The following is a 14,177-nucleotide window of genomic DNA, read 5'->3' as shown; positions in this document are numbered from 1 at the left end:
CGTCCGCGCTGGACTCAACCGGCGGTCTCGACGAGTGTCCCGATCTCCTGCTCGATGAGGTCGGCCAGCACGTCCACGTCGCCCACGCCGTCCGGGTCGGCGTTCAGCCCGAAGAACACCCGGCCGTCGTAGCTGGTGATGCCCACCGACAGACCCTGTCCGGGCGCCAGCGGGACCACGGGGAAGACCTCCAGCATGCGACTGCCCGCCGCGTACAGCGGCTGCTGCGGGCCGGGCACGTTGGTGACCACCAGGTTCGACATGCGACGCGACAGCCCACGGGCGGCGCGGGCCCCGAGCGCGTGCAGAGTGGGCGGGGAGAAGCCGGTGAGCGCGATGAGCGTCTCGGCGCCGACCGACCGGCCGTGCCGGTTCACCCCGCGCATGGCGTAGCTGATGCGGGCCAGGCGCACGCGGGGGTTGGGCTCACCCACCGGGAGGTCGACGAGGTAGCTGGAGACCCGGTTGCCGGGCACCGCCTCCTCCTCACCCTGGACGGACACGGGCACCATGGCCCGGACGGAGGTGGACCCGAGCACGGCCTGCCCGCGCGAGAGCAGCCAGTCGCGGAGCGCTCCGGCGACCACGGCGAGCAGCACGTCGTTGACGGTGCCGCCGTGGACCTTGCGCACCTTCTTGACGTCGTCGAGGTCCGCGCGCGCCACCGCGACCCGGCGCTGGCTCCCGGTGGACCCGTTGAGCGGACTGCGCGGCGCGGCGGACAACGCCGAGCGGGTGGCCCGGGCCACACCACCGAGGGCGCTGCTGACCCGTTCACCCGTGGCCCGCACGTCGGCGGCGGCATGCCGCACGGTGTCGACCACGGCGGTGGGTCGCGCGGCGTACTCCTCCACCGCCTCGCGGAGCAACTGCAGGGCGGTGGGCAGCCGACGCGGGCGCCACGGCTCCAACGCCGGGAGTGCGGCCTCCGGAGAGGGGTCGAGCAGCACCTGTCCGATGTCCACCGCGCCGAGACCGTCGACGAGGGCCGGATGGGTCTTGGTGACGACGGCGACCCGGCCGTCGGCCAGGCCCTCCACGAGGTACAGCTCCCACAACGGGCGGCTGCGGTCCAACGGACGCGCGGTCACCCGGGAGACCAGGTCCAGCAGCTGCGCCTCGGTCCCCGGACGTGGCACGGCCGACCGCCGCACGTGGTACTCCGCGGCGAAGTCCGGGTCGTCCACCCACACCGGGTTGGCCAGGTGCCCCGGCACCTCCAGCACCCGCTGCCGGTACCGCGGCACCAACGGCAGACGCGCCTCGACGAGCGCGGCGATGGCCTCCAGCCCGCCCGGCGGCGGCTCGAGCACCAGCACCCCGGCCACGTGCATCGGGCTGTCCGGCTTCTCCAGGTAGAGGAACGACGCATCCAGGGTGGTCAGGCGCTCCACCATCGACCTCCTCCCCGTCGGGGGCCCACGCTACGTCGCGGCCGGACCGGACGGCATCCGCGGCGCGGAGACCCGGTGCCGGTCCGGGAGGCGGTTCCCCCGCCGGTCCGTCGACCGGTGACCGACGCGCCGAGTGCCGGCCCTCCGAGTGCCGGCCCTCCGACGGTCGATCCCGTGACGGCCACGTGCCCGCCTCAGCCGGCTCGCCGGCGGGCGCCGACCCGCCGCCGGCCGGGCGCCGGGCGTGGCACACCGGCGACGACGGAGGCCAGGGCGCGCAGCTCCGTGCGCAAGGGGGACGCCGGGGCCACCTCGGCCAGGGTGCGGCCGTCCGCGAGCGCGGCGTCGGTCGCGCGCCGGTCGGCGGGGAGGAAGGCGGTCACCGCCTGTCCGGCGAACCGGTCCAGCGCCTCCGCGATCTCCCGGCGCGGGTCCCCGGGCACCGGTCCGCGGCGCACCTGGTTGACCACGACCACCGGCTCGACGCCGGGGACGGCATCCCGCAGTTCGCCGAGCGCGCGGATGGTGCGCTGGAGGGCGACCGGGTCGGCGCCGCTGACACAGAGGACGGTGTCGGCCGCCTCCAGCACGGTCAGCGTCACGCCGTTGCGACGGGGAGCCGCGGTGTCGAAGGACAGCTCCTCGTCCTGCTCCAGGTTGAACGAGCAGTCGACCACCGTCAGGTCGGCGACCCGCCGCGCCTCCTCGAGCACGGCCGCCACGCCCTGCGGCCGCAGCTCGGGCCAGCGGTCGGCGCGGGCCAGACCGGTGAGGACGCCGAGCCGCGGGCGCACCGCCCAGGCGAGGCGGGCCAGTGCCACCTCGTCGAGCGTGCCGGCCGCTGCCTGGCGTGCCGCGCCGGCCAGGCCCGGGGACTCGTCCAGGAGGCCGAGGACCTGGGCCACCACCCCGCCGTACACGTCGGCGTCCAGCAGCAGGGTCCGGACGTCCATGCGGGCTGCCTCGTCGGCGAGTGCCACCGCGACCGTCGTCCGTCCCGGAGCTCCCGTCGGCCCCCACACCGCGACCACCCGACCCCCGCCCGGCTCCCGCTCGGCGGGCGCACCGGCCGGGGGCGACGCGGGGAGGGCTGCGCGCGGATCGGCGATGTCGCGGCCGGCCGGCGGCCCGCCCTCGACCGCGTCCCGCAGTGCCCGGGCGATGCCGCCGGGCTCGGTGTCGGCCGGCAGCACGTGGACGACGCCCAGTGCGCGGAGCCGGTCCGCCGCGCGGTCGTCGCCGGGGTCCACGAGCCCGACCACGGCGACTCCGGCCGCGGCCAGGCGCGCGACCGCGTCCGCGTCCAGCCGCCTCAGGTCCGCCGACAGCAGCGCAGCATGGCCGGTACCGGTCGCGGCGGCGGCGAGCAGTTCGGAGACGTCGACACACCGGCGGACGACGGTGACCCCGTGGTCGGTGCGGTCGAGGGCACCGACCAGCGCGGACTCCCACCCCGCCCCAGTGACGGCGGTGAAGACCTGGACGGTCATCAGGGCATCGGCTCCGATGCCGCCTGCGACTGACCGGACGGTGGCCCGTCAGCCGGGTCCGGGACCGACGCCTCCACCGCAGGGGCGCTCGGGGCACCTCTCCCCGCGCCGGATGCCGTGGGGGCACCGGTGGGCACGGCGCCGGCCCCGGTCCGCGGCGCGACGTCCACCGACTCGTGCACGACGACCACGAGCGGACGGCCGGCGATGGCAGCCAGCACCGCCGCCGCACGGGCGACCGGCACCGAGACCACCACCTGCACCGTCGTCGTGGCCGTCGAGAGCACGCCCTCGGCCCGTCCGGAGATCGCCTGGACCGGGGCGGCGCCGACGACCAGCGAGACGTCGGACGGCCCGGTGGACCCGACCGTCGGGTCGGCCACGGCGTAGACGTCGACCACCTGGCCGCGGACGAGTCCCGGCGGGACGTGGCCGGCCTGGACCGGCAGGGCGACCTGGACGAGCTCGGCCGGCTCCTCGAGGGAGGCACGGGGCAGCAGCTCGCCGCCGCTCACGGCCCGCGCGAGGGTCCTGCCCTCGGGCTGTGTGCTCGCCGCCAGGTACGCCCCCGCCGCGGCGTCGAGTCGCACGTCGACCGCGACGAGGTCCGCTGCCGTGAGGACGGTGCCCGCGGCGAGGTCGCCGGTCGCCGACCAGACCGGCACGGTCGCGTCGGCTGCCGCGACCACCCGAGCGCCCGCGAGCACCGAGCCGAGCACGAGCAGGACGCCGAGCACGAGCCGGAGATCCAGCCAGCGCGGCGGCCGCACCCGCCGCGGCACCGGTCCCGTGACCGGGTCGGCCGGGTGCGGCGAGGTGGGGGCGGTGCTCGGCGAGCTCACGGCCAGCGGTTCCTCCGTGCTCCGGATCGTCGTCGACGACCTCGTTGGGTGACGGTCGGACGCAGATGATGCGGCACGGACGCGTATCGCCGCAGTCGCCGTCCACACGTTCGGGTGTGGACGACGCGCATGCCACCCGGACGGGGCTGCCAGACTGTGCGGGACCGGACGGAGAGACCCGATGCCCACACCGCGCTTCCTGACCCTCGACGACGTGGCCGAGATCCTCAACGTGTCGTGGTCGCAGGCCTATGCGCTGGTCCGCCGCAAGGAGCTCATCGCCATCCAGATCGGCGGCCGCGGTCAGTGGCGCGTCGAGGTCGACGAGCTGGAGCGGTTCATCGAGCAGAAGTACGCCGAGGCGCGCGCCGGCTCCGTCACCGAGCAGCCCGCCGTGCCCGGTCCCGACGAGCCCGCGGAGCAGGACGCCGGGAACACCCCCTCCGCCACGGGCGGTCGCCGCCGGCGCTGACCCCGGTCAGGCCCACCCAGGCGAGAGGGTCCGCACCACCGCGACCGCGGAGAGCACCACCGCCCGCACGCTCCGCACCGCGTCGGCGCGTCTCGGCTGGTCGACGTCGTGCTCCGCGAGCTCGACGAAGTCCGCCCCCACACCGTCGACGGTGCCGACGTGCACGGAGCCGTCGTCCAGCACCACCTGGACGACGGCCCGGTCGCGAGCCAGACCGCGCAGGGCCCGCCGCAGGTCGAGCCGGCCCCGCACCGCCCCTTCGGGTCCGGGGACCGCCGTGGCGCGCCCGAGGCCGGCCACCGACCGCACCGCCGCGAGCGCCACGAGCACCTCCCGCCGGCCGTCGTCGACCAGCAGGAGCCAGTCGCTCCCGAGCTCGGCGAGTGTCCCGCTGACGTCGCCGGCACCACGGCACCTCAGCACGATCGGCCGGCCGGCCGATCCCCCCACCCGCTCCGCCAGCCGGACCCCTCCCAGCTCGGCTCGGCGACGCGACCCGTCCTCGGCCCGCTCGGCGGCCGTCTCGGCGGCCTCGAACTCCGCCTGCAGATCGGCGAAGAGCTCCTGCCAGCGCATCCCGCACCTCCTCAACGCAGCGTAGATGATCGCGATCACTTGCGTTTGGATGCATTTGGTTGCTTTAGTCGCATCCCAGTTCCTGGAGTCGAGGAGGAGACATGTCGATCCGGCGGCTGCTGGGCACGGGCCTGGCGATGGCGGTGGTCGCGATGGCCCTCCGCGCGCTCACCCCCGAACTCACCTGGGTCACCGAGTACGGCCTCGATCTGCAGCGGGCCGCCGACACCCGGGGCGCCGAGGAGCTCCTGCTGGCCGCAGTGGCCGCAGTGGCGTGGGCCGTCTGGGGGTGGGGACTGCTGGGCCTCCTGCTCACCGCCCTCGGGGCGCTCCCGGGTGCGATGGGCGCCCTCGCCCACGCGCTCACCCGCCGGCTCCTGCCCGCCGGCGCCCGGCGCGCCGCTGCCCTGGCACTCGGCGTCGGACTGGCGGCCGGCGCCCCCGCGCTGGCCGCGTGCGGACCCGGTGCCGCGCCCACCGTCTCGGTCGCCACGGACACGGCAGCGGCGGACCGGACGGTCCAGCCCCCGGCGGTCGCGGACTGGCCCGGCCCGATCGCCGAGCGGACGGCCACCACCGCCACGCCGGCGGCCGGCGCATCGGCCGGGACGCCGACGCCTCCGGCACCGACGACGGCGAGCGCACCGGCGCAGGCGGAGGACGGGTCCACCGGGCCCGAGCCCGCACCCGGACCGGCCGGACCCCGCACCGCACCCGGGCCGGCCGGGCCCGAGGCCGCACTCCCGTCCGCACCCGAGGCCGTCCCCGACTGGCCGATGCCGGCACCCGGCACGCACGTGGTCCTGCGCGGCGAGTGCCTGTGGGGCATCGCGACCGCCGACCTCCGGCACCGCACCGGCCGGACCCCCGACGGGAGCGAGGTCGCGGCGGCCGTCCACGCCTGGTGGCAGGCGAACGCGGCGGTCATCGGCCCCGACCCCGACGTCCTGCTGCCCGGCCAGGTCCTCCGTCCCCCCACGTCGCCGTGACCGCCGCCCGCCCCCGACCCGAACCACCGGAGCACCCGATGAGCGCCTCGCTGTCCTCCACCACGCCGGCCGACGCCGAGCCCGCGCCGCTGACCGCGGCCACCCTGCGCCTGGTCGTCGTCCCGACGCCGCAGCCGCCCCTGGACGACGAGCCGGTCCGCCGGCTGGTCCTGCCGGGCGTGTCCGTACCGCGCCCGGCGCACCGCCCCGGACCACGACCCCGTCCCGAGCGCGGACCCGCCGGTTTCCCCGCCGGCTTCGAGCCCGCCTGGTCCGGACGCGCCGACCTGCCCGACCCGCAGCTGGCCGGCCGGCGGTTGCTGGTCCTGACCCTGGAGGCCCTGGCCGGACGCCGTCCGCTGGCCCAGGTGCAGCCGCTGGCGTCGGTCGGGGTGTTCGCCGCGTTGAGCAGCGGGCGCCGGCCCCGCTGGTGCACCGACGGCAACGCCCCGGTGCTGCTGGGCCGGGTGCACGTGTGCGAGCCGGTCGACGGGGTCGCCGAGATCAGTGCCGTCGCGCGCCGGTCCGGGCGGGCGCACGCCGTCGCGGCCCGCCTGGAGGGGATCGACGGCCGGTGGCGCTGCACCGCCCTGCAGATCGGCTGAGGGAGCACCCCGTCCACCTCACCGCGGGGGGACGTGTCCCGCTCCCCGCCGGGCCAGGGCGGTGCTCGGGAGGGCCGGGCGGGTTCCTGGACGGGGCCGACCCGGGCCGGGGCCGACCCGGGCCGGGGCCGGCCGGGGCCGCACACGACGACGCCCCCGCCGGTCCGACCGGCAGGGGCGTCGTCGTCAGTGCCTCAGGCGCGGGAGGGCGCCCCGTGGCAGGCCTTGTACTTCTTGCCCGACCCGCACGGGCAGGGCGCGTTGCGCGCCGGCTCCTTGGTGCCGGTCACCGTGGCCGTCTTGGCCGCCTTGGCCGGGCCGCTCTCCTTCGGCGAGGCGTCCAGGCTGGGGGCGGAGTAGCTCAGGTTCTCCGCCGACCGGCGGGGCTCGTCCAGGCCCTTGACCGCCAGCTGCGGCCCGGTGCCCGACGACGCCGGCTCCCCGGCCACCGGTGCCTCGGCCGCCGGAGCGACCTCCGCGGGCCGGGCCTTGGCCGACCGGCGAGCCGCCGGGGCCTTGGCCGGTGCCGAGGCTCCGGCCGGCGCCGGAGCCGCAGCCGCAGCCGGGGCTGCAGTCGGTGCCGGAGCCGCAGCCGGCGGTGCAGTCGGAGCCGGAGCCGGAGCGGCCGCCGCGCCGGGGGTGGCGGTCCCGTTGCCGTCGACCGCCGGCGCGGCGGCCTTCGCGGCGGCGGCCTGGCGGGCCAGCACCCGCGCCGTCCCCTGCTGCGCGGCGGCCAGGGCCTTCGCCTCGGCCTCGGCCTGCTTGGCCGCGGCCTCGGCCTCCTGCTGCTCCTTGGTCTTGACCTCGAGGTTGAACAGGAAGCCGACCGACTCCTCCTTGATGCCGTCGAGCATCTGGTTGAACATGTCGTAGCCCTCGCGCTGGTACTCCACGACCGGGTCGCGGTTGGCCATCGCGCGCAGGTGGATGCCGGCTCGCAGGTAGTCCATCTCGTACAGGTGCTCGCGCCACTTGCGGTCCAGCACCGACAGCAGCACCCGCCGCTCGAGCTCGCGCATGACCTCCGAGCCGAGGGCCGCCTCCCGCTCCTCGTAGGCGCGGTGGACGTCGTCGAGCAGCTCCTGCTTGAGCACGTCGGCGGTGAGGGCGGCCTGGTCGCCGTCGGCCACGCGGTCGATCAGCTCGTCGCGGTCCAGACCCACCGGGTAGAGGGCCTTGAGGCCGGTCCACAGCTGCTCGAGGTCCCAGTCCTCGGCGTAGCCGGTCTCGGTCGCACCGTCGACGTAGGCGCTGACGACGTCGTCGACCATCGAGCGCACCTGCTCGTGCAGGTCCTGGCCGTCGAGGACCTTGCGCCGCTCCTCGTAGATGACGGTGCGCTGGCGGTTGAGGACCTCGTCGTACTTGAGGACGTCCTTGCGGACCTCGAAGTTCTGCTGCTCGACCTGGGTCTGCGCCGAGCGGATCGCCCGGGTGACCATCTTCGACTCGATCGGCTGGTCGTCGGGGACCCGCAGCGTGGTCATCATCGACTCGAGCATCGGGCCGTTGAACCGCCGCATGAGATCGTCGCCGAGCGACAGGTAGAACCGCGACTCGCCCCGGTCACCCTGCCGGCCGGAGCGGCCACGCAGCTGGTTGTCGATGCGGCGGCTCTCGTGCCGCTCGGTGCCCAGCACGTAGAGCCCGCCGACCTCCTCGCTGGCGACCTCCTCGTGCTCGGCCTTGACCTGCTCCCTGGCCGCGGCCAGGGCGTCGTCCCAGGCCGCCTCGTACTCCTCGGGCGTCTCCGACGGGGACAGGCCACGGGCGCGCAGGGCCTCGTCGGCGATGAAGTCGGGGTTCCCGCCGAGCTGGATGTCGGTACCGCGGCCGGCCATGTTGGTCGCGACGGTGACCGCGCCCAGCCGCCCGGCCTGGGCGACGATGTGCGCCTCACGCGCGTGGTTCTTCGCGTTGAGCACCTCGTGCGGGATGCCGCGGCGCAGCAGCAATTTCGAGAGGACCTCGGACTTCTCCACGCTGGCCGTGCCGACCAGCACCGGCTGGCCCTTCTCGTGCCGCTCGGCGATGTCGTCGATGACCGCGTCGAACTTCGCCGACTCGGTCTTGTAGATGACGTCGGAGCGGTCCTGGCGGACCATCGGCCGGTTCGTCGGGATCGGGACGACGCCCAGCTTGTAGGTCTGGGAGAGCTCGGCGGCCTCCGTCTGGGCCGTGCCGGTCATCCCGGAGAGCTTGTCGTAGAGCCGGAAGTAGTTCTGCAGCGTGATCGTGGCGAGGGTCTGGTTCTCGTCCTTGATCTGCACCCGCTCCTTGGCCTCGATGGCCTGGTGCATGCCCTCGTTGTAGCGCCGGCCCGACAGCACGCGGCCGGTGAACTCGTCGACGATGAGCACCTCGCCGTTGGTGACGATGTACTGCTGGTCGCGGTGGTAGAGCTCCTTGGCCTTCAGCGCGTTGTTCAGGTAGCTGATCAGCGGGGAGTTGACCGCCTCGTAGAGGTTGTCGATGCCCAGCTGGTCCTCGACGAACTCCACGCCCTCCTCGGTGACGGCGACCGTGCGCTTGGCCTCCTCCACCTCGTAGTGGACGTCGCGGCGCATGAGCGGCACGATCCGCGCGAACTCCTGGTACCACTTGCCGGCCGACTCGGCGGGGCCGCTGATGATCAACGGGGTGCGGGCCTCGTCGATGAGGATCGAGTCGACCTCGTCGACGATCGCGTAGTGGTGCCCGCGCTGCACCAGGTCGGCCTTGCTCCAGGCCATGTTGTCGCGCAGGTAGTCGAAGCCGAACTCGTTGTTCGTGCCGTAGGTGATGTCGCAGGCGTACTGCTCGCGACGGTGCGCCGGCCGCTCGCCGGAGAGGATCGTGCCCACCGACAGGCCCAGGAAGCGGTGCACCCGCCCCATCCACTCGGCGTCGCGCTTGGCCAGGTAGTCGTTGACGGTGACGACGTGCACGCCCTGCCCGGTCAGCGCGTTGAGGTAGGCGGGCAGGACGCCGGTCAGCGTCTTGCCCTCACCGGTGCGCATCTCCGCGATGTTGCCCAGGTGCAGCGCGGCGCCGCCCATGATCTGGACGCGGAAGTGCCGCTGACCGAGGGTGCGCGTGGCGGCCTCGCGGACGACGGCGAAGGCCTCCGGCAGGAGGTGGTCGAGGGTCTCCCCCTCGTCCAGCCGCTCCTTGAACTCGTCGGTCTTGGCCCGCAGTTCCGCGTCGGTGAGGTCGGCGACGTCGTCCGCCAGCGACTCGACCGCGTCTGCGATCTTGTTCAACCGTCGGAGGATCTTGCCCTCACCGGCACGGAGGATCTTCGAGAACACCACGCACCCCAGCGTAGGCGGCTCCCGCGCGAGACCCGGTCGCATCGCCCACAATCCCCCGGTGGCGCACCACTTGGACGACCTGGGCCCCGGCCTGCTCACCTTCCTCACCGAGCGGCACCTGGCCACCCTCACCACGCTGCGCGCCGACGGCAGCCCGCACGTCGTGCCGGTGGGTGTGACCTACGACGCGGCCACCCGCACCGCCCGGGTCATCACCTCGGGCATGTCCGCCAAGGCCCGCCACGTGCGGGCGGGGCAGGCCCGGGTCGCCGTTTGCCAGGTCGACGGGCGCCGGTGGGTCACCCTCGAGGGGACGGCGGTGGTGCGGGACGACCCCGAATCGGTGGCCGACGCCGAGGCCCGCTACGCCCGCCGTTACCGGCAGCCGCGGGAGAACCCGGCGCGGGTGGTGCTGGAGATCTCGGTCGACCGGGTCCTCGGCAACGCCTGAGCAAGCCCCCCGCAGGCTCGGGACGAGCCTCCGGACCCGGGCCGCCCGACCCTCCGCAGGCTCAGGGCGGGACCCGGGAGGAGGCCGGCGCCCGGAAAGGCCGCGACAGGGGACGGACCCGGCGTGACCATTCCCCGGTGGACCTCCTGGACTTGACCGGCGTCGACCTGACCACCGAGGTGGTGCGCAGCCAGCGACTGGTGCTGCGCCCCCACCGCCCCGACGACGAGGACGCCGTCCTCCGCGCCTGCCAGGACCCCGGGATCCAGCGCTGGATCACCGCGATGTCCGTGCCGTACACCCGGGCCGACGCCCGCAGCTGGGTCGCCGACGTCGCGCCGCGGGAGCGGGCGGAACGGCGCGGGATGCCCGTGGTGGTCGAGGCCGGCGGGGAGTTCGTCGGCTCGGCCGGCGTGCACCTGCGCGAGGGCCGGTTCGGGCCGGAGGTCGGCTACTGGATCGCGCCGTGGGCCCGGGGCCACGGGTACGCCGCCGAGACGGCGCACGCCCTGGCCGAGTGGGCGCTGGGGCTGGGCGCGCCCCGGGTGCACCTGGTCGCCGACGTGGACAACACCGCGTCGCAGGCCGTCGCGGTGCGGGCGGGCTTCACCCGGGAGGGAGTGGTCCGCGCGTGCCTGGACCGGCGGGACGGCACCCGCGCCGACGCGGTGCTATTCGGCCGGGTGGCCGGGGACTGAGGCGGTCACCCGAGAGGACACCGGCGACGGGGACGGCGGGCGGGGCGCTCGGCGCCCCGCCCGCCGGAGGATCAGAGGGGAGCCGCCGCGGGCTGGGCGGTCTGCTGCTCGAGCTTGCCGTCGAGCGGCGCGTCGACGAGCCGGATGAGGCCGTAGTCGTAGGCGTGCCGGCGGTAGACCACCGTCGGCCTGCCGGTGTCGGCGCACTGGAAGAGGAAGAAGTCGTGCCCGACCAGCTCCATCTCGTGGAGGGCCTGGTCGACGGTCATCGGGGTGGCGGGGTGGTGCTTCTCCCGGACGATCCGCCCGGGCAGGTGCTCGTCGAGGTCGGTCACGTGCGGCCCCTCGGCGAGCTGACGCTCCCGGTCGAGCGCCTCGAGGACGTCGGTGTCGGCACCTCCGCCGACCCGGACCGTGGCCGGGGTGCGCCGGCCGTGGTGGACCCGGCGGCGGTCGGCCGCCTTGCGCAGCCGGTGCTCCAGCTTGCCGGCGGCCAGGTCGAGCGCCGCGTAGAAGTCGGGGGCGCTGGCCTCGGCACGGACGACGGGACCCTTGCCCCGGAGGGTGATCTCCACGCGCTGACACTGCGAGGACTGGCGCGGGTTCTTCTCGTGGAAGAGCTCCACGTCGACGCGGAGGATCTTCAACTTGCCGTCGAATCGTTCGAGCTGACCGACCTTGTCCTCGACGTGGGTTCGGTAGTGCTCGGGGACTTCGACGTTGCGGCCACGGACCACGATCTCCATGAGACCTCCCGGTAGGACGGGCTGTGATCGGCTCCACGCTAGTCGCCGTTCCCGGGTCCCGACAGTCGACCTTGCTGACCCCTCCGGTCCGTTCCGGCGTCCCGTCCCGAGGCCCTGCCGGGGTCCCGGCGCGGGGTCGCCGCCACCACCGCGGCGAGCACCGGCGGACCGGGTGGCCCGGCCGGCGGATCCAGCACGGCGGCGGCCTCGGTGAGCGTCGCGCCGCTGGTCACGACGTCGTCGACGACCACCAGCACCCCGCCCACGGGCCGCGGCGGCACCCCCCGGCGCAGGGCGAACGTGCCGGCCAGGTTCGCCCGCCGCTGCGCCGCCGACAGCCCCGCGGAGTCCCGGGCCCGCGCGGAACGGCGCAGCAGCCGGGCCTCGGACACCGGCAGGCCGGCGGCCCGCAGCTCGGCGACGGCGCAGCCGGTCAGCTCCCGCACGTGGTCCCGGCCGCGGGCCTGCAGCGCGGCCCGCCCGCTGGGCACCGGGACCAGCCACACCGGCCCCGGCACGGCGGGCAGCCCGGCGAGCACCCCGGCGACGGCGAGCGCCAGGGCCGTGCCCAGCGGGCGGGCCAGCTCGGCGCGGCCCCGCTCCTTGAACGCGTTGACGACCGGACGCACCGGTCCGGCGTAGGCACCGGCGGCCACCGTCGGTGGGAACCCGGCCGGGAAGCGCCGCGGCTGGGCCAGCCGCGGCTCGGTGAGCAACGCCGCGCACCGCCGGCACAGCACCGCCCCGGGCAGCCCGCACCCGGCGCACACCCGCGGCAGCAGCAGGTCGGTCAGCGCCGCGAGCAGGCCGCCGTCCACTCCCCCAGCGTGGCCGCCAGGACGCCGCGGGCCCAGATCCGGCGCGGATCTGTGGACACCGGGCTCACACGGGGTAGAAGGGCTGGTCGCCCGGTAGCGGCTGCTCGCCGCGGACCAGCGTCACCCACGTGCCGCCGGCGACCTGCCACTGCCAGATGGTGCCGCCGGCGCTCACCAGCGGCGGCAGGCCCGGAGCGGCCGCCACCCGGGTCGGCTGGCTGGGCAGCCCGGCGGTCGGCACGGCGGCCAGGCCCCAACCGTCCACCCCGACCGTGTACGGGACGATCCGGTCCTCCCCCGCGTCCCCGGCCAGCACCAGCAGGCTGCCCGCCGTCCGCCAGGCCACGTCGGCGACCTGGGACAGCGTCGGCGCCACCTCGCGCAGATCCCGCAGCGCCACCGGCCCCTCGTCGGAGCGCACCACCGTGCCGACGTGGACGCTCTCGCGCTGGCCGTCGTCGACGACCACGGCCGCGCGGACGCCGTCGGGCGACAGCTGCAGCACCGTGGCCCGTCCCAGACCCGGCAGCGTCGGTGCGCTCACCGCCTGCGGGGTGCCGCCGGACGGCACGCGCACCACCGCCCCGCCGTCCCGGACCACCCAGAACTCGCCGCGGGTGGCGGCGACCGTGGGCTCGCTGAGGGTGCTCCCCGACAGCACCGGCGTCAGGTCGGCGCCGTAGGCGCCGGCCAGCAGGGTGGCCTGCCCGTCGCGCACGGTGGTGCCGACCATCGCCGTGGGCTCACCGGTGCGCCGGTCGGTCGAGACCGCGGCGGCGGTCAGGGCGTAGACGCCGGTGCCCGCCGGGCCGGCCGCCGCGGCGTTCTCCACCGTCCGGAGCGCGCCGCCGTCGAGGTAGTGGCCGACCGCACCGACCGGGACGGTGTCGGGGTCGAATGCCGACCAGGTGTCGGTGGACTGCACCGGCGTCATGCCCTCGATGCGCAGCGGCTCGCCGTCCACGAGGATCTCCACCGAGCTGACCGGCAGCTGCTCCAGCGTCCAGACCAGCTGCGCGGAGAGCTCGGCGAGCCGCGACGGCGGCGCGTCGCCCAGCCCCGTGAGGTCGACGGTGACCGCCTCGGCCGAGACCGTCACCGTGCTGCGCAGCGAGACGCCGGCCAGCTCGTTGTGGACGCCGGCCGCCAGCGCGCTGGACGGCCCGTCGAGCATCCGTTCGACGAGCACCGTCGGCTGCGCCTCACCACTGATCAGGTACCGCGGGTCGGGCACCACCCGCTGCCCGGTCGGGTCGACGAAGTACAGGTCGCGCCGCTCGTAGAGCCGCTCGAAGTCCGGCTCGAGGACCAGCAGCCCGTCCGGCGGGTTCGTGATCCGGGACTCGCCCCCGACGTCGGCGAGGGTGAACTCCCGGGTGTAGACCTCCTGGGCCCCCACCGTGAACACCCCCCGCTGGTCGACGGTGCCGACCAGGGTCGCGGTCACCACCACCGAGCCGGCGTCGGTGGTGACCGTCGCGTAGTCCTGCCCCAGGACGGTGATGCCGCTCTCGTCCGACCACGAGCTCGCCACCTCCGGTGCCAGGTGCTCCCGCGCCACCGGGTGGCCGTGGACCGTGCTGGCCCCGGCGTCGAGGAAGCCACGCACGATCTCCTCCGGCGTCGCGCCCGGCGCCGGGGACAGCGGCTCGATCCCGACGGCGCCGTCCTGACGCGTGGGGGCCTGGGTGATCTGCACCGTCGACGAGCTCGTCGGCACCGTCGAGCACCCGGTGAGCAGCGCCAGCAGGACGGCCCCCAGCACGGCGGCACGCCGCCTCGTCGCCCTCCCCCGATGTGGCG

At 75.5% G+C, this 14,177-nt stretch carries 13 protein-coding genes; 5 read left to right on the top strand and 8 right to left on the bottom strand.

Annotation, left to right across the window (positions count from 1 at the left end; all coding sequences use genetic code 11):
- Window positions 1–14: 14 nt before the first annotated feature.
- The 3 genes from ACI78V_RS13900 to ACI78V_RS13890 all read right to left on the bottom strand — a co-directional run bounded on the left by ACI78V_RS13900 (window position 15) and on the right by ACI78V_RS13890 (window position 3,726).
- A complete protein-coding gene (locus ACI78V_RS13900) occupies window positions 15–1,397 on the bottom strand; it encodes a WS/DGAT/MGAT family O-acyltransferase (protein WP_456851657.1) in 1,383 nt (460 codons plus the stop codon).
- A gap of 191 nt (window positions 1,398–1,588) precedes the next feature.
- Window positions 1,589–2,884, bottom strand: a complete 1,296-nt coding sequence (locus tag ACI78V_RS13895) for an AAA family ATPase (RefSeq protein ID WP_456851655.1) — start codon at window positions 2,882–2,884, stop codon at window positions 1,589–1,591.
- A complete protein-coding gene (locus ACI78V_RS13890; RefSeq protein ID WP_456851653.1) occupies window positions 2,884–3,726 on the bottom strand; it encodes an SAF domain-containing protein in 843 nt (280 codons plus the stop codon). Before ACI78V_RS13890 ends, ACI78V_RS13895 begins: the two co-directional genes overlap by 1 nt.
- A 181-nt stretch (window positions 3,727–3,907) precedes the next feature.
- On the opposite strand from ACI78V_RS13890, the gene ACI78V_RS13885 reads away from it, so the two are divergent.
- Window positions 3,908–4,198 (top strand): helix-turn-helix domain-containing protein, encoded by a 291-nt coding sequence (locus ACI78V_RS13885; RefSeq protein WP_456851651.1) that lies wholly within the window; start codon window positions 3,908–3,910, stop codon window positions 4,196–4,198.
- Window positions 4,199–4,204: 6 nt separating this feature from the next.
- Here the strand turns inward: ACI78V_RS13885 and ACI78V_RS13880 are convergent, their stop codons facing one another.
- On the bottom strand, window positions 4,205–4,774 hold the full coding sequence (locus ACI78V_RS13880) for a hypothetical protein (protein ID WP_456851649.1): 570 nt from the start codon (window positions 4,772–4,774) through the stop codon (window positions 4,205–4,207).
- A 101-nt stretch (window positions 4,775–4,875) separates the two neighbouring features.
- On the opposite strand from ACI78V_RS13880, the gene ACI78V_RS13875 reads away from it, so the two are divergent.
- Window positions 4,876–5,763 carry a LysM peptidoglycan-binding domain-containing protein gene (locus ACI78V_RS13875; protein WP_456851648.1) on the top strand — a complete coding sequence of 296 codons (888 nt, stop codon included), beginning with the start codon at window positions 4,876–4,878 and terminating at the stop codon, window positions 5,761–5,763.
- Between the two features lie 38 nt (window positions 5,764–5,801).
- Window positions 5,802–6,368, top strand: coding sequence for an Rv3235 family protein (locus ACI78V_RS13870; RefSeq protein ID WP_456851646.1), 567 nt, complete (start codon window positions 5,802–5,804; stop codon window positions 6,366–6,368).
- A 194-nt stretch (window positions 6,369–6,562) separates the two neighbouring features.
- On the opposite strand, the gene secA is transcribed toward ACI78V_RS13870, so the two are convergent.
- Window positions 6,563–9,661, bottom strand: coding sequence for a preprotein translocase subunit SecA (gene secA / locus ACI78V_RS13865; protein ID WP_456851644.1), 3,099 nt, complete (start codon window positions 9,659–9,661; stop codon window positions 6,563–6,565).
- 58 nt (window positions 9,662–9,719) lie between these two features.
- Between secA and ACI78V_RS13860 the strand changes: the two genes are divergently transcribed.
- Together ACI78V_RS13860 and ACI78V_RS13855 are read left to right on the top strand one after the other, a co-directional pair.
- The gene (locus ACI78V_RS13860) at window positions 9,720–10,112 is read left to right on the top strand and encodes a pyridoxamine 5'-phosphate oxidase family protein (protein ID WP_456851641.1); all 393 of its coding nucleotides are present in this window, start codon (window positions 9,720–9,722) and stop codon (window positions 10,110–10,112) included.
- Between the two features lie 137 nt (window positions 10,113–10,249).
- Window positions 10,250–10,810: a GNAT family N-acetyltransferase gene (locus ACI78V_RS13855; protein ID WP_456851640.1), complete on the top strand. Its 561-nt coding sequence runs from the start codon at window positions 10,250–10,252 to the stop codon at window positions 10,808–10,810.
- 71 nt (window positions 10,811–10,881) lie between these two features.
- Here ACI78V_RS13855 and hpf read toward each other — a convergent pair whose 3' ends face one another.
- The 3 genes from hpf to ACI78V_RS13840 form a co-directional block, all read right to left on the bottom strand.
- Complete coding sequence (gene hpf, locus ACI78V_RS13850) at window positions 10,882–11,556, bottom strand: ribosome hibernation-promoting factor, HPF/YfiA family (protein ID WP_456851638.1); 675 nt, start codon at window positions 11,554–11,556, stop codon at window positions 10,882–10,884.
- Between the two features lie 38 nt (window positions 11,557–11,594).
- Complete coding sequence (locus ACI78V_RS13845) at window positions 11,595–12,374, bottom strand: ComF family protein (protein ID WP_456851636.1); 780 nt, start codon at window positions 12,372–12,374, stop codon at window positions 11,595–11,597.
- A gap of 64 nt (window positions 12,375–12,438) precedes the next feature.
- Entirely contained in the window at window positions 12,439–14,139 is a 1,701-nt protein-coding gene (locus ACI78V_RS13840) for an LpqB family beta-propeller domain-containing protein (RefSeq protein ID WP_456851634.1), read from the bottom strand.
- Window positions 14,140–14,177 lie beyond the last annotated feature (38 nt).

Source organism: Geodermatophilus sp. SYSU D00742, from assembly GCF_054049935.1.
The sequence above is the reverse complement of the archived record's forward strand: the minus strand, read 5'-3'. Positions and strand labels throughout refer to the sequence as shown.